Origin of the sequence: Paenibacillus sp. OT2-17 (assembly GCF_009827695.1) — a bacterium.
In the GTDB taxonomy this organism is placed as follows: domain Bacteria; phylum Bacillota; class Bacilli; order Paenibacillales; family Paenibacillaceae; genus Paenibacillus; species Paenibacillus polymyxa_B.
In genome coordinates, this window is sequence record NZ_WUDQ01000007.1 from 1 (window position 1) to 14,933 (window position 14,933).

At 46.2% G+C, this 14,933-nt stretch carries 13 protein-coding genes and 1 rRNA gene; 12 read left to right on the top strand and 2 right to left on the bottom strand.

The features are described from left to right. Positions 1 to 9 precede the first annotated feature (9 nt). A 5S ribosomal RNA gene (gene rrf / locus GRP75_RS03710) occupies positions 10 to 126 on the top strand. A 179-nt stretch (positions 127 to 305) separates the two neighbouring features. Here the strand turns inward: rrf and GRP75_RS29105 are convergent. Beyond that, positions 306 to 464 (bottom strand): hypothetical protein, encoded by a 159-nt coding sequence (locus tag GRP75_RS29105; protein ID WP_023986660.1) that lies wholly within the window; start codon positions 462 to 464, stop codon positions 306 to 308. Between the two features lie 294 nt (positions 465 to 758). Here GRP75_RS29105 and GRP75_RS03715 point away from each other — a divergent pair, with 294 nt between their 5' ends. The 5 genes from GRP75_RS03715 (at position 759) to GRP75_RS03735 (ending at position 7,040) form a co-directional block, all read left to right on the top strand. Continuing rightward, positions 759 to 2,090: an extracellular solute-binding protein gene (locus GRP75_RS03715; RefSeq protein WP_160788630.1), complete on the top strand. Its 1,332-nt coding sequence runs from the start codon at positions 759 to 761 to the stop codon at positions 2,088 to 2,090. Positions 2,091 to 2,318: 228 nt separating this feature from the next. Further along, on the top strand, positions 2,319 to 3,209 hold the full coding sequence (locus tag GRP75_RS03720; protein ID WP_023986662.1) for a carbohydrate ABC transporter permease: 891 nt from the start codon (positions 2,319 to 2,321) through the stop codon (positions 3,207 to 3,209). Positions 3,210 to 3,214: 5 nt separating this feature from the next. Next, positions 3,215 to 4,048: a carbohydrate ABC transporter permease gene (locus tag GRP75_RS03725; RefSeq protein ID WP_013308419.1), complete on the top strand. Its 834-nt coding sequence runs from the start codon at positions 3,215 to 3,217 to the stop codon at positions 4,046 to 4,048. Between the two features lie 30 nt (positions 4,049 to 4,078). Continuing rightward, a complete protein-coding gene (locus tag GRP75_RS03730; RefSeq protein ID WP_160788631.1) occupies positions 4,079 to 5,875 on the top strand; it encodes a sensor histidine kinase in 1,797 nt (598 codons plus the stop codon). Continuing rightward, positions 5,856 to 7,040, top strand: coding sequence for a response regulator (locus GRP75_RS03735; RefSeq protein ID WP_160788632.1), 1,185 nt, complete (start codon positions 5,856 to 5,858; stop codon positions 7,038 to 7,040). Before GRP75_RS03730 ends, GRP75_RS03735 begins: the two co-directional genes overlap by 20 nt. 72 nt (positions 7,041 to 7,112) lie before the next feature. Here the strand turns inward: GRP75_RS03735 and GRP75_RS03740 are convergent, their stop codons facing one another. Beyond that, on the bottom strand, positions 7,113 to 8,018 hold the full coding sequence (locus GRP75_RS03740) for a LysR family transcriptional regulator (RefSeq protein WP_076159133.1): 906 nt from the start codon (positions 8,016 to 8,018) through the stop codon (positions 7,113 to 7,115). Positions 8,019 to 8,178: 160 nt separating this feature from the next. Between GRP75_RS03740 and GRP75_RS03745 the strand changes: the two genes are divergently transcribed. The 6 genes from GRP75_RS03745 to GRP75_RS03770 all read left to right on the top strand — a co-directional run bounded on the left by GRP75_RS03745 (position 8,179) and on the right by GRP75_RS03770 (position 14,891). Further along, the gene (locus GRP75_RS03745; protein WP_013369033.1) at positions 8,179 to 8,769 is read left to right on the top strand and encodes a flavin prenyltransferase UbiX; all 591 of its coding nucleotides are present in this window, start codon (positions 8,179 to 8,181) and stop codon (positions 8,767 to 8,769) included. Between the two features lie 28 nt (positions 8,770 to 8,797). After that, positions 8,798 to 10,216 (top strand): non-oxidative hydroxyarylic acid decarboxylases subunit C, encoded by a 1,419-nt coding sequence (locus tag GRP75_RS03750; RefSeq protein ID WP_160788658.1) that lies wholly within the window; start codon positions 8,798 to 8,800, stop codon positions 10,214 to 10,216. A 40-nt stretch (positions 10,217 to 10,256) separates the two neighbouring features. Further along, positions 10,257 to 10,481 (top strand): non-oxidative hydroxyarylic acid decarboxylases subunit D, encoded by a 225-nt coding sequence (locus GRP75_RS03755; protein ID WP_053324466.1) that lies wholly within the window; start codon positions 10,257 to 10,259, stop codon positions 10,479 to 10,481. 71 nt (positions 10,482 to 10,552) lie between these two features. Continuing rightward, complete coding sequence (locus tag GRP75_RS03760; protein WP_076159125.1) at positions 10,553 to 11,014, top strand: hypothetical protein; 462 nt, start codon at positions 10,553 to 10,555, stop codon at positions 11,012 to 11,014. A 164-nt stretch (positions 11,015 to 11,178) separates the two neighbouring features. Continuing rightward, complete coding sequence (locus GRP75_RS03765; protein ID WP_160788633.1) at positions 11,179 to 12,339, top strand: serine hydrolase domain-containing protein; 1,161 nt, start codon at positions 11,179 to 11,181, stop codon at positions 12,337 to 12,339. Between the two features lie 215 nt (positions 12,340 to 12,554). Then, positions 12,555 to 14,891: an Ig-like domain-containing protein gene (locus GRP75_RS03770; RefSeq protein ID WP_076159119.1), complete on the top strand. Its 2,337-nt coding sequence runs from the start codon at positions 12,555 to 12,557 to the stop codon at positions 14,889 to 14,891. Positions 14,892 to 14,933: the final 42 nt, after the last annotated feature.

Here is a 14,933-nt window from a genome sequence, read left to right on the forward strand (position 1 = left end):
AAATTCATGTTTGGTGGCGATAGCGGAGGGGTTCCACACGTACCCATCCCGAACACGACCGTTAAGCCCTCCAGCGCCGATGGTACTTGGACCGCAGGGTCCTGGGAGAGTAGGACGTCGCCAAGCACGATAAAAGAGCACAGCCTTAACGGGCTGTGCTCTTTTTCCTATAACCGATTCATTTATCATTCACATAAAAGATCATCCTCATGGATTCGTTCAAAAGTTTTATGGTACCTGGTTGTACTTTGTATAGTGGTGCCTAGTCAGCTTTTTTAACTGAGGACAGTATTTAACTGGGGAAGTTAATCTATTTCAACCTGTTCTGTCTGAAGGACACTCAAGGTTTGAAGTTTACGGGTAATTTCTTTTTGCCACTTTGTATCTCCGACTTGTACGGCAAGATTGAGAAGATCCAAATAATCATCAATATGCAGGGAGGTTTTATTAAAAGTTTCTTTCACTGCGGTCCTGCCTCCTTTAAAGTCTATGTGTATTTATCATTTAATAATGATAATCATTATCAAACTATGATCTTATTCATATTATGCCTGTGTTCTAGATAAATTGCAAGTTATGATATGAATGAATTTTGAAGCACGCAAATGAGGGCTTGAAAAAACAAACCCTTCTCCTTAAGTTCACGCATTGTTCACGTCTTTTCTATGGAACATAATGAAAAGAACAAGCGGGCATTGAGTGTCCACCAATAAGGAGGGCAAATTGCGCAATGCTTCAACAAGAGGAGGAAAAAGACCATGAGCAGAACAAAAATGAAAGCGTTTGCCATTGTGATGGCGAGCGCCTTGGCATTGACGCTGGCAGCTTGTAATAACGGACAAAGCGCAAGTCCGGGAAATTCAGGAGAACCGAGCAGAGGCACCGCAACGAAAGATGTTACGATTACCTTTCAGAACATTAATCCTGATCCGAGCACCCCTTCGTACAAAATGATTAAGCAAATTGTAGGTCAATACGAGCAGGATCATCCTCATGTCAAAATTGAATTGGATTCGCTAAATACAGATCAACAAAAGCTTAAGCTGAAAACACAGGCAGCGGCGAAGGAAGTACCTGATATCACGATTGTAAACCCGGCTGCACAGATGAAGCCATTCGTAGATGCTGGGCTGCTGGCTCCATTAAACGATGTGGCTGATAAAGAGGGGTTAAAAGATACGTTTCAGAATGGACTTCTTAATTACTATAGCTTCGACGATAAGCTCTATGCTTTTCCGGACGGTAACAATATAGAAGTGGTGTTTTACAATAAAGAACTGTTCAAGCAGGCGGGAATCCAGAAGTTGCCGACCACCTTTGACGAGCTGATTACGACGGTCAAGACGTTGAAGGCGAAGGGAATTACTCCGATTGCCATTGGGGAAAAGGATTCATGGACGGGTTCCCTCCTTTTTATGAATATTTTGTTGCGTACAAATGAAGGGCCGAATTTTCTCAATGATGTACTGGACGGTAAAAAGACGTTTAACGACCCGGCTTTTGTGGAAGCGGTGGATGCATTTCAGGAATTGGTGCAGGCAGGAGCTTTCCCGGATGGAGCTACATCTATTGACTACAATGCAGGTGGTAATATTTTTAAAACAGGAAAAGCCGCGATGTATATCATGGGTACATGGGAAACGGGGTCTATTGATGCTTCTTCGGTAGCGGGTAAGGTAGGAGCGTTTCAATTCCCTACGGTGAATGGCAAGGGTGATGTGAATGAGTATGTAATTGCGCCGGGCAGCGCATTTGCGGTATCTGTGAACAGTGAACATTTACAGGAGACGAAGGATTTTCTGCACTATTTTATTACGGAGATGCCCAAAATTCAGTTTGATCTGAAAAATGCGATTGGCAGTGGTCAGAAAATGAAAGGTGATCTGAAGGAAGCGGGCTACTCCGAGTTAGCGATTAGTCTTAATGAGCTGTTCAAGAATGTAAAAGGGGGCGATCTCGCTTTTGATAATACGATGAATCCGGCTATTGCGCAGGCGCATCTGAGTAGCATTCAAAACCTGTTCGTGCAAAAGGAAGACTCTGCACAAGTTGCCAAGGAACATCAGAACACTTTTGAAGCGAATAAATAAGTGAGGATTTTGCAAAAATCCAATAAGCGACTCCCAATGAACAATATATAGATCGAAATGGCCTAGTTCGTCTAGATATTGCACTTTGGAGCGACTGGAATCGAATTTTGCAAAATCCTGAAGTAGCTGACACTAGGGAGGGGGCAGAGTGCTCCTTCCCTGATTGGAAATCATGTAGGTTGTGCATCCTCAGAAGATGTTCAGAATCAACACAAAGGAGATTAGAGCATGAATGTACTGAAGGTGCCAGCACGTACCATTGCCGTTTTCGTGCTACCCTGCCTGTTGTTGTATACCTGTATGGTATTTGTTCCGATTCTGGTGTCGGTGTATTGCGGATTGCTGGATTGGAACGGAATCGCCGAGGCAAAGTTCGTGGGGCTGGCTAATTTTGAACGGATTTTTACAGCAGATTCAGTGTTCTGGCCGTCCGTGAAACGGACTATGATGTTCGCTGTGTTTTCCATGCTGGAAATTCCGTTTTGTCTGTTGCTGGCGATCTTGCTTAATCGTTATGTGCGTAAGGCCAATACGCTGGTTACGATGTATTTTCTGCCGGTTATTCTATCGGTGGTCATTATCGGGCAGCTGTGGAAGACGATCTATAATCCAGCTTCGATGGGTGGAATGCTGAACGGTATTTTGCTGGCGATTGGGCTGGAAAGCTGGACGCGCTCATGGCTGACGGAACCGCAGATAGCGATGTACGCCCTCTATTTTGTATCGTTGTGGCAGTATTTTGGCTATCATTTGCTTATCCAGTTTACCGGGGTACAAAATATACCGAATGAGCTGTACGAAGCAGCCAAAATTGATGGAGCTGAAGGATTCAAAGCAGACCGCTATATTACGCTGCCGCTCATTGTACCTATTTTCAAGATATCAATTGTATTAGCATTTATCGGCTCCCTGCAATCGTTTGATTTGATCTGGGTGATGACGGGTGGAGGACCAGCTCATGCAACGGATACAGTATCTACGTATATGTACAATATGTCCTTTTTATCGATGAAATACGGATATGGCAGCGCATTAGCTTCAATTCTCGTAGTGATTTGCTTGTCATTTACAATTGTGATAAATTTTGTTTTCAAACGAATCGAAAATAAGGTAAGCTAAAGGAGATGGAACTGTTGAATGCCTTAAAAAAAACGGGAGTCTTTTCCTTATTGGCAATCTTAATTGTCACGCAGCTGTATCCACTCTTTTGGCTGCTGACCTATTCGTTGAAGACGAATGAAGAGATATTGAGCTCAAGCTTCTTTGCACTCCCTCAAGTGCCCCAGTGGCACAACTATCAGGAAGCCTATGAATCAGGGAGCTACTTGCGCTATTTAGGAAACAGTGTGCTGGTGACCGGGGTTACGATGATTTTCGTCATTTTATTAAGCTCAATGACTGCTTATGCGATTACACGTTTTCGTTGGCGCTTCGGGGCTGTTGTGCTGACTTTGTTTCTGATCGGGATGATGATCCCGATGCAAGCTACACTGCTGCCGCTGATGGTGATGTTTAAAAACGTCCATATTCTGAATACGTATTTCTCACTGATTTTACCCTACATTGCTTTTCAGACACCGATTGCGGTCTTCATCCTATCCGGCTTTATGCGGTCCATTCCCCACGAAATTGAAGAATCCGCTTACATTGACGGAGCAAGCATTTATCGTATTTTCCGCAGTGTAATCTTACCCATCTCGATTCCGCCTATCATGACGGTATGTATTTTAACTTTCATTAACATCTGGAATGAATACATTATGGCTGCCACCTTTATCTCGTCCGAGAAGCTCAAAACTCTCCCTTTCGGCGTATATACGTTCGTCAGCCAGTATTCTGTGAACTACGGTAATATTGGTGCTTTTCTAGTCATGGGTGCCTTACCGGTCATTATTATTTATTTTGTTCTGTCCGAAAATATCACCAAGGGCATGGTTGCGGGAGCGGTTAAAGGATAGGCGGCCGATGCGAAAGGAGCGCACGGAGGTATGCTGCGCCGTTTTCAATCCATTCAATACCGCTTGTTTGTTCTGTTCCTGTTGAGCATGTCCGGCATTGTGCTGGCGGTCAGTCTATTATTTTACAACCGTACTACGGTGCAGTTCCATGATAAGGTCAGCGAGCTGGCGCGTAAAAATGTATCCCAGACGGCAGGCCTGTTCGAATTGCTACTCGGCAGCTATAACAGTCTCTCCAAATCGATCAGCAACAATATGGATTTGGTTCGTCTGTTGACGACGGATAGTAGTGATTTACCTGCTGTCAATTACATCAACGAACGTACGATTACGAATATTCTGGGCGCTATCTATTATTCGCGTGAGGATCTGATTGGCATCCATGTCATCACAGACACAGGCAAGGTATATAACTATGGCAATTATATGAATGTCATTGATACTCATTACGAACATACGGAATGGTATAAGGAAATTCGAAAGTCGGCGGGCAAAATTGCATGGCTGGGCGTGTATCCTCATTCTGTCATTGATCAGGTGGAAACCAGACCCGTGTTTGCGTTTGGACGGCAGCTCTATGATCTGGATGAGCACAAGCCGATTGGTATTGTCCTGTTTGAGGCTGAGCCGCGTTCTGTTTTGTCCGCTCTCCACAATTTGCGGCTGGGCACCAATAGTCAGGTATATTTGTTAGGTCATGAAAATCGAATTGTGTCGGCCACTTCCTCTGATCCGCCTCCGGATTTGCAAAATCTAGAGCAGCAGGTACCGGAGGAGGATGTTATTGTAAATCGAAGTAATGAAAAAGTTGTAATCGCTTCCAAGTTGCCGTTTGCCGACTGGTCTGTGATTAGTGTGACACCTAGTGAGGATCTGAACGTGGAGCTGGTGCAAAATCAAAGGTACTTATTTATCGTGGCACCTATACTTATTATTGTGTCGGCGTTAATTGCATCTATCGTCTCCAGGGGCATTTCCCTTCCACTCAAGCGAGTCATTCGGGAAATGAAGCGGGTAGAGACAGGAAATTTCCGTCATACGGTAAACACCAAATCCTATGAAGAAATCAACCAGCTAGCTACTTCTTTTAACCATATGGTAAGACGGATTGCAGAGCTGATTGAGCTGGTGCGTATATCATCAGTCAGCGAAAAAAATGCAGAGCTGCACGCGCTTCAGACGCAGGTCAATCCACATTTTCTATATAATACGCTGGATATGATCTATTGGATGCTGGATGAAAAGGGACAAGATCAGCTCGGAGAGGTGGTTCTCTCCTTATCCCATATGTTCCGTTACAGCAGCCATTGGGAAGAGGGGACCGATGTAAGCCTTTGTGAAGAAGTGGAGCAGGTTGGCCACTATCTCACCATTATCCAAGCCCGGCTGGAGGGCAGGGTATCCGTAGACATCAATATTGAAGAACGATGGATGGATATCCGCTTGCCGAAAATGACCTTACAGCCATTGATTGAAAATGCGGTGAAGCACGGACTGGAGCCTCTTCATGCGGATACAGGTGGCAAGCTGCTCGTCAGAGCGGAGGAATATGGCGGTGTATTGAGCCTACACATCATCGACAACGGTGCAGGGATGGAGTACGAACGATGGGAGGTGGTCCAGGTCGCTTTGGCAGAACCCGGCAAACAGGCGGGCAGCGGGCAGGCGGGAGGCATCGGCCTGCAAAACCTAAATTTACGGCTACGGCACATGTTCGGAGAAGAGTACGGCCTACGGATCTCTAGCGTACCTGGGGCCGGAACAACAGTCACTGTAAGTGTGCCTCTGCCACAGAAGGAGGAGAAACATGAATATTCTGATAGCTGACGATGAAAATATGATTCGGCAGGGGATTCGGCGTACCATTGGCCAAGCTCTACCAACCTGCGGCATTCATCTCGCTGCTTCCACCGAGGAGGCAGCAGGCATTCTGGCGGAGCATCCTGTAGATATTGTATTAACTGATATCCTGATGCCCGGTATGGATGGTCTGGAATTCATGCGTATTTCTAAGCGAAAGCATCCTCATCTGCAGTGGGTTGTCATTTCGGCCCATTCCGACTTCCATTATGCACAAAGAGCAGTAAAGCTGGGTGCCAAAGACTACCTGTTAAAGCCGATTGGTAAAAGAAAGCTGCTGGAATGCATTGAAATACTGGCAGCCGAAGCGCTTGTGGCCTCGCAGCAGGCGAACGAGGGTAGGCTTCTCAAATCCAATATGGTTTATTTGCGTGAAGCCGTTTTCCAACGCTATGCCCTTGGACTGGACACGGGCAAGCTGGATATACAGCCTTTTGTCGAAAATTATCCGGAATTCCATCTCTTCATGGTTCGTATGGAACCTGATCACAAGCAGACGCATTTGGAGCATTTTATGATTGAAAATGTACTGTCCGAGCTCATTGAGGCAGGAGGCAGCGGCTTTGTCGTCAGTCTAGACCGCCATAGTCTCCTGGGCATTGCAAGGCTAAGGGATGAGGCAGAGGCCGCACGGCTAGAGACGTTGCTCGAATCCCATTTGAAGCGTTATGTGAAGGTGCCCCTACAAATTACACGTTCGGGTGTTCATCACAATTTTGCCTCCATACCTGAAGAGGTGGCGCGACTAAGACGTACGCCAGAGGAGATTGCAGCCGCAGCAGCGGATACAGGAGAATGTCTCCGCAAAGGCATGGATACGGTAGATGTGGCATTGCAATACATTCGGGCTCACTTTACAGAGGAGCTGTCGCTGGAGAAGGTGGCTTCAATCGTATTTTTGAATCCGGTGTATTTCAGCCAGTTATTCAAGCAAAAGATGGGACAAGGCTACAAGGATTACGTCATTTGCTTGCGTATGGAGGAGGCGAAGCGGCTGCTCAGTGATCCTCATCTGCGGCTGGCTGATATTTCAGAGCGGATCGGTTATCAGGATATGAGGCATTTTACACAGGTATTCCGGCGCAAATGTGGAATGACTCCAACCGAGTATCGACATCAGGGAGTCAAATAAGGCGGTATCAACGACCGAATGAAGGAAGTTCTTCAAGCATCAGACTGTTTCAGGAGTAGAGCGGTAGAGCATCTACTCGGGAGCAGTCTTTTTCGTGTCTCCAGCTTGTAGCAGTTCAACAAATTTGCGAGCTGCATTGGATAAATAACGATCCTTGCGCCATACGACGGCAGGCCGTGTGAAGGGGAATGGCTCCTTAATGGAGAGTGTGCGAAATCTGTCCCCGTATTCTTGTCCTAAGCCAGCGTCTGGAATAATGGTAATTCCCATGCCTGTGGAAACGAGCGAGAGAATGGTCGATATTTCTGGACAGTCCAGTACGACGTGCGGAATAAGATGGTGTTCCTGAAATTTGCGGATGACGGTTTCGTATAGTCCGTGTCCTTCTGTTCGGCGTCCCAACAAGAGGTCATAGCTGGCAGCTTCCTCTAAGGTAATTTCCCCACTGGGATGGCGATCTGCCCATTCACACGGAAGAACCGCAACAAAAGAAACTCCCTCCAGTTCAATCGTATGGTACGATTTGTCATCTACCGGAAGCAGCAGCAGGGCCAGATCCACTTTATTTTGGTGCAGCAGTTCTTCCAGATGATGTGTGTCTCCGTGTCCTATTTTAACGTATACCTCTGGAAAATCCTGATGAAAGCGGCTGAGTTGTTCAGTAATCAGAGACATACAGGCGGATGACGTGCCTATGGAAAGTGTACCAGTTACTTTGTTTTCAAACTCCCCAATTTCTCTACAGGTGTCCTCCATTTCAGCCAATAATCGCTTGGCGCGTGTATACAGTGTATATCCGGCCTCGGTTACCTCCCACTTCTTTCCTTCACGGTAAATCAGCTTTACGCCAAGCTCGTCCTCCATATTTTTGAGTTGTTGACTCAGCGGAGGCTGGGCCATGTTGAGCGTTCTGGCGGCCTTGGTGATTTGCCCTTCCTCCACGATGACGCAAAAGTAATGCAGATGCTTCATGTCCATTGGGATTCCTCCTTATTTCTAAACAACGCTTCAATTTGGATACTTTTAAAGTATGTATTCCATATATTATATATATTTTTCGTGTGTAAGGAACAGGCGTATAATTTTTGACAGTAATGCATGGGTGAACATAAAACGATGGGGTGGAAGGAGGGGACATATGAAGAAAATCATTGTAGGAATATCGGGAGCGACAGGATCGATCTTCGGTATCCGTATATTACAACAATTACGAGAGGCTGGAGTCCAAAGCCATCTGGTGCTATCCCCGTGGGCTATTGCGAACATTCCCTATGAGACAGGCTACACGGTGAAGGAAGTGGAGGCAATGGCGGATGCAGTCTACTCGTATAAGGATCAGGCTGCGCGTATTTCCAGCGGCTCCTTTCGAGTAGACGGCATGGTCGTCGCTCCTTGCAGCATGAAGACCCTTGCCTCTATTCGTATAGGTATGGCGGACAACCTGCTTACCCGATCAGCGGATGTGATACTGAAGGAGCGAAAGAAGCTGCTGCTCATGACCAGGGAAACACCATTAAGCAGTATCCATCTGGAAAATATGCTGGAGCTGTCACGTATGGGCGTGATGATCCTGCCGCCGATGCCTGCCTTTTATAATCATCCTGCAAGTATCGAGGAATTAGTGGATCATATTGTTTTTCGTGCATTGGATCAGTTCGGTATTGTCACAACCGCAGCCAAACGCTGGGATGGAATGAAGCAGAATGACTCCAGACTGCACCAGAATTGAGAAATCGAAAGATGAAGGAGAATGAATGATGCCCTATAAAGACTTTCGCGATTTTCTACACACCTTGGAAAAGGAGGGACAATTACTCACGATCAGCGATGAGGTAAAGCCGGAGCCGGACCTCGCAGCAGCTAACAGAGCATTAAACAATCTTGGAGATAAGACGCCTGCTCTCTTTTTCAACAACATCTATGGATATACGGATGCTCGTATTGCAATGAATGTGATGGGCTCCTGGCCCAATCATGCCCTCATGATGGGAATGCCAAAAAACACGCCGCTCAAGGAGCAGTTTTTTGAATTTGCCAGACGCTATGAACAATTCCCGGTGCCCGTGAAGCGGGAAGAAACCGCTCCTTTTCATGAAGTCGAGATTACAGAGGATATTAATTTGTTTGATATTTTGCCGTTGTTTCGTTTGAATCAGGGGGACGGAGGGTTTTATCTGGATAAAGCAATTCTAGTTTCACGCGATCTGGATGACCCTGACACCTACGGTAAGCAAAATGTCGGTTTGTACCGGATGCAGGTAAAAGGCAAGAACCGTTTGGGCATCCAGCCTGTACCACAGCATGATATTGCGATCCATATCCGTCAGGCTGAGGAGCGCGGCGAAAATCTGAAGGTCGCTATTGCCCTCGGATGTGAGCCTGTGATTACAACGGCTGCTTCTACGCCGCTGCTGTACGATCAATCCGAATATGAGATGGCGGGCGCCATTCAGGGTGAGCCTTACCGTGTGGTCAAAGCGAAGGATGCAGATTTGGATCTGCCTTGGGGAGCTGAGGTCATTTTGGAAGGCGAAGTGTTAGCAGGTGAACGTGAGTATGAAGGTCCATTCGGTGAATTCACAGGTCACTATTCCGGCGGTCGCGCGATGCCAGTCATTCAGATTAATCGTGTATATCACCGCAAACAGCCTATCTTTGAGCATCTGTACATCGGGATGCCTTGGACGGAAACGGATTATATGATCGGTGTGAATACAAGTGTACCGTTGTTTCAGCAGCTTAAGGATGCTTTTCCTAATGAAATCGTAGCCGTTAATGCCATGTATACGCATGGGCTGGTCGCTATTATTTCCACGAAAACCCGGTATGGCGGCTTTGCAAAGGCTGTGGGAATGCGTGCGTTAACGACTCCGCATGGATTAGGGTATTGCAAGCTGGTCATTGTGGTGGATGAGGATGTCGATCCGTTCAATCTGCCGCAGGTCATGTGGGCTTTATCCACCAAGCTTCATCCAAAGCATGATACTGTCATAGTCCCAGGCTTGTCTATTTTACCGCTTGACCCCGGTTCTGACCCGGCAGGTATGACGCACAAAATGATATTGGATGCGACGACACCTGTAGCACCGGATATTAGAGGACATTACTCGCAGTCGCTCGATTCCCCGTTGGGTGTAGCAGAATGGGAGAAAAAGTTGAGCCAAATGCTTCGCTAAATATTTTAAAAACAAAAAAAGATTAAAGGAGTGCTGACAGATGCATATTTGTCCCCGTTGTGAATCTAATCGTTCGGAGGTTGTTACCCGCTCGCCAGTTAAAGGCGCCTGGGAGGTTTTGTTGTGCCCTGTATGCCTGTTCACATGGCGGACCTCAGAACCGGATAGCATTACTGATCCAGCAAAGTATAAATCGGCGTTCAAGGTAAACCCCAAAGATATTCCGAATGCTGCTCATGTTCCTCCTATTCCAGAGCGGATATAGGGTCGTTCGTAAGCAGCCGTAAATTATGGTACTTTGAAGTTATAGGCCAAATGTAAAGGGGATTATACTTCATGCAGACACCAAGGATCGGTAAGGAACTGTTCACGCTACTGGACGGTAAGGTATTGGAGGACAAGCAGCATGAAGCAATGATGCTGCTGACGGTCACGGAAGATCAGTGGCCGCACATAGCGATGATTAGTGTGGGCGAAGTTGTAGCGCTGGACGAGGGGAATTTGCGTCTGGCACTATGGCCAGGCACGACCACGACGCGCAACATGATTCGTACCAGGAAGGCGACGCTTGCGGTGTTTACCGGGGGGAAGGCGCATTATGTGCGGTTGTCGCTGGAACATCTGCCTGCTTTGCCCGAAGCCAAGCATGTACGTGAGCGATTTGCGGCTCATGTTTTTGCAGCCAGAGAAGATTCGGCCCAATATGCGGATATCTTGACAGGTGTCACGGTCCGTCTCAAGGAACCGGAATCGGTGATTCATCGCTGGAAGGAAACGGTGGCCGAGCTGTTAATGTAAAGCCATCTGATTATGACAAATAATCTATGTATTTACCAAGTTTACCGTTAAAATAAATGCGGGGAATAAGCGCTTACAAGGGATCGCGCTGAGCTTGTTAGAACAGGAAATTAGAGCGCGAGGGGAAGGTTGTTTCTTTTGAAGTAAAAATAGGAGGGATGAATATGTCTCGTTTTGACAAGGTAGATCAGCTATTGAAACATTTCGTAGCAAATGGGCCAGCAGGTTGCGGTTGTGCCATTGCCCAGAATGGTCAAGTGTTGTATGAAGGATATCATGGATATGCTGATCTGGAAGCCCGAAAGCCAATCACTGAGGATACAGTGTATCGCTTGTTTTCCATGACAAAAGTTGTTGTCTGTGCGGCTGCACTTATGCTGTACGAACGCGGGGAATTTTTGTTGAATGAGCCTTTGTATGAATATTTTCCCGAATATCGTAATGCGCATGTATTCAAAACCGCTCCTAACGGATACACCTATGTGGATAAGGCGGAGAATCCCATTTTAATTAAGCATATATTCAATATGAGTGTGGGTCTTCCTTACGCTTCCGAGTCTTCAGAGACAGGACGGGCAATGCAAAAGGTCCTTAGAACGTTAAAGGAAAAGCAGGGGAAAAATGATCTGCGCACAGAAATTAAAGCGCTTTCTGATATTCCACTTTCATTTGAGCCGGGAACACGCTGGTTATATGGATATGGACATGACCTGGTTGCAGGTCTTATTGAAGTGATTTCAGGTAAATCATTAGGGCAATTCCTAAAGGATGAAATATTTGATCCGCTTGGAATGAACAATACAGGTTACCGATATCGTGGAGATATTGAATCGCGAATGGCCTCCTTTTACCAACGAACAGACGCCGGAGAGCTAGAAAAAATAGAGGGTTTCTTGGATGAATATCATCAGCCCGATGCTATATATGAAAGTGGGGGCGCAGGTCTGTATTCGACAGTTAAGGAGTACCTTACATTTTCACAAATGCTGTCGAATGGAGGTATGGTAGATGGTGTGAGGCTATTAGGGAGAAAAACTATTGATTTAATGCGCACCAATCATCTGAATACAGATCAATTATTGGATTTTACTAATTCTTATCATACAGGTTATGGTTACGGACTGGGCGTGCGCACGTTAATTGATAAAGCGGCTGGGCATGCAAATAGTTCTATTGGAGAATTTGGCTGGACGGGAGTAGCAGGCACTTGGGTTTCTATAGATCCAAGCGAACAATTCTCCGTCGTTTATATGCACCAACTGGCTCCTAATATGGAAGAATACCATCATTTGAGAGTTCGCGCAGCAGCTTATAGCTGTTTGTAAATGCGAGGTTGTGGGTCTGTTGGGTAAACTCTTCACTATGGCTCTGAAGCTACACAAATTGTAATGTCTAATCTTTATCAGAAATGATCTAGTTAATAAGGACCAAATTTCCTTCGAAGCCTAAACTATTCTTTTCCATATGACGACATAAAACGTAGGTGTAAGGATTTTGCGAAATCCTTAATTTAAGTTTTGGAATGGGAGGGAATTAGATTTTGAAGAATAGATGGTCCGGTTTTCTGGCGTTGGTCATCCTGATTTCAAGTTTTACATCATATGCAGGGTTTGCATCTGCTGCGGATGCGGTGCTTTCCAAGATTGTCCTTTCCTCTAACGAGGTAACTTTGCAGCAGGGGGATACGGCTGCGTTGACGGCTACTGCTGTTTTTAGCGATGGGACAACCTCGAATGTAACCGTAAGCACGGATTGGAAAAGTGATAATACAACTATTGCTACTGTGTATAATGGTACAGTTTCGGCCAAGGCTGAAGGGGAAGCCACCGTGGTTGCGACCTATAAAGAGAAGGTACAATCGGTTCAGGTACATGTAACGAAAAAGGTTAAGGCGCTGACATCCAGTGTACAAAGCCTGAACTTGCGTTCAAGCGGTACAGGACAGGTTGATTTGACAGCGACATACAGTGATAATACAACAGCTCAGGTTTCGGGTGATGCTACTTGGACCTCCGATAATCAAAAGGTAGCCACAGTAGTTAACGGATTGGTTACCGCTCAGGGAGCAGGTACAGCCAATATTAAGGCCGTATATGGTCAACAGACCGTAACCATTGCTGTGCAGGTGGAGCAGGTTAAACGTCTCGATGTCAGTTCATCAGAGGTTTCTCTTTTGCTGAAGGATACGGAGAAGGTTAAACTTACGGCGACATTCCCGGATGGATCGGTACAGGACGTGACAGAGTCTGCTGAATGGAGCTCCAGCAATGCAGCCGTGGCGGATGTACTGAAAGGCACCATTACCGGCTACAGCGCGGGAAAGGCGACAATTACAGGTAAATATGGCACGATGTCCGCTACGATTTCGGTAGATGTCGATCAAACGAATAAGCTGAAAGCCAGCGAATCCAATATTTTTCTCCGTCTGGATGAATCTAAAAAAATACAAGTTACTGCCGTTTACCCGGATGGGACGGTAACGGATATCACAGATAAAGCTACTTGGACATCAAGCGATGAAAAAATTGCGACTGTGAATAAGGGAACGATTATGGCCATTGGAGCGGGTTCGGCTACGGTGACCGCTAAGTATGGAGATAAGACTGTTTCGATCAAGACAGATGTCGAAACCTCCAGATATTTGGATTTGAGTGAGGACAAGCTGAGCCTGAATGCCAAGGAATCCAAAAAGCTCAAGCTGACCGCAACGTATGTAACAGGTACGGAAGAAGATATCACAAGTAAGGCAGAGTGGAAGTCCAGCAATGAAGATATCGCTTTTGTCAGTGCGGGAGAAGTCACGGGTTATAAAACAGGTGAGGCTACGATCACCGCTTCTTATGGTGGCAAAACAGTTACAGCTACGGTATCCGTAAATGTACCCGGTGATCTGTCTCTGTCCTCCAAAACGGCAACGATTGATATTGATGAGGACTATACTGCAACTTTGACGGCTACTTATGCGGATGGGCGTAAGGAAGATGTAACACAGGATGCAGAATGGGCTTCAAGCGCGGAAGATATTGCTTCTGTGTCCAAAGGAACGATTACGGGTAAATCCGCTGGTAAAGCGGTTATTACAGCGACCTATAATGGCAAAAAACTGACGATTAACGTACAAGTAGGCCTTGTAGACCGTCTGGAAACAGACTCGCGTGTAATTGCGCTTGGTGCTCAGGAAACGAAGCAGCTGAAAGTAACAGGAGTTAAGAGTGGCGGTACAAAAACAGATGTAACCAAGGACGCCACCTGGACAACGAGCAATGTAAAAGTGGTTGAAGTTAGCGAAGGTTTGATCAAAGCGAATGGTAGCGGTAAGGCAACGGTGACTGCTTCATATGGCAAGCAAAACATTACGTTTACGGTAGAAGTGGACGTAGCGCAAAAGATTGAAGCGGATGCAATCGCGTTGTCACTTAAATCCGGAGATCAAAAAACCATCGCGATTGTGGTTAAATCGAGTGATGGTAAAGAAAAGGACGTTACGGCCCAAGCTGAATGGAAAACGTCTAATTATAAGGTAGCCACTGTTAAAAAGGGTCAGGTTACTGCGGTTAGCTACGGTAAAGCTAACATTCAGGCGAAGTTTGGCGGGAAGGTAATCAGCGTACCCGTGGATGTTGATACGCTTAAATATCTGCAAACAGACGAAGTTGCTTTGAATTTGAAGGCAGGACAGCTGGCCAAGGTTACGGCTACAGCCACGTATAAGGATGAGTCGGAGAAGGATGTTTCCAAACCGGCTGTCTGGTCCTCGTCCAGAATTGTTGTTGCGACCGTCAAAGACGGTAACATTAAGGCACAGGGCAAGGGCAAAGCAGTAATTACTGTGAAATATGCAGGTAAAATGACGAAGATACAGGTAACCGTTCAGTAAAAAAGAGAGCAAGCATACGTCCAAGGACGACATGCTTGCTCT

What these genes read in the sequence shown, in the direction of transcription:
- GRP75_RS03730 (WP_160788631.1), top strand. Translation starts at nt 4,079, where the DNA reads ATGCTGCGCCGTTTTCAATCCATTCAATACCGCTTGTTTGTTCTGTTC.
- GRP75_RS03765 (WP_160788633.1), top strand. Translation starts at nt 11,179, where the DNA reads ATGTCTCGTTTTGACAAGGTAGATCAGCTATTGAAACATTTCGTAGCA.
- GRP75_RS03740 (WP_076159133.1), bottom strand. Translation starts at nt 8,018, where the DNA reads ATGGACATGAAGCATCTGCATTACTTTTGCGTCATCGTGGAGGAAGGG.
- GRP75_RS03725 (WP_013308419.1), top strand. Translation starts at nt 3,215, where the DNA reads ATGGAACTGTTGAATGCCTTAAAAAAAACGGGAGTCTTTTCCTTATTG.
- GRP75_RS03745 (WP_013369033.1), top strand. Translation starts at nt 8,179, where the DNA reads ATGAAGAAAATCATTGTAGGAATATCGGGAGCGACAGGATCGATCTTC.
- GRP75_RS03715 (WP_160788630.1), top strand. Translation starts at nt 759, where the DNA reads ATGAGCAGAACAAAAATGAAAGCGTTTGCCATTGTGATGGCGAGCGCC.
- GRP75_RS03750 (WP_160788658.1), top strand. Translation starts at nt 8,798, where the DNA reads ATGCCCTATAAAGACTTTCGCGATTTTCTACACACCTTGGAAAAGGAG.
- GRP75_RS03720 (WP_023986662.1), top strand. Translation starts at nt 2,319, where the DNA reads ATGAATGTACTGAAGGTGCCAGCACGTACCATTGCCGTTTTCGTGCTA.
- GRP75_RS03735 (WP_160788632.1), top strand. Translation starts at nt 5,856, where the DNA reads ATGAATATTCTGATAGCTGACGATGAAAATATGATTCGGCAGGGGATT.
- GRP75_RS03760 (WP_076159125.1), top strand. Translation starts at nt 10,553, where the DNA reads ATGCAGACACCAAGGATCGGTAAGGAACTGTTCACGCTACTGGACGGT.
- GRP75_RS03755 (WP_053324466.1), top strand. Translation starts at nt 10,257, where the DNA reads ATGCATATTTGTCCCCGTTGTGAATCTAATCGTTCGGAGGTTGTTACC.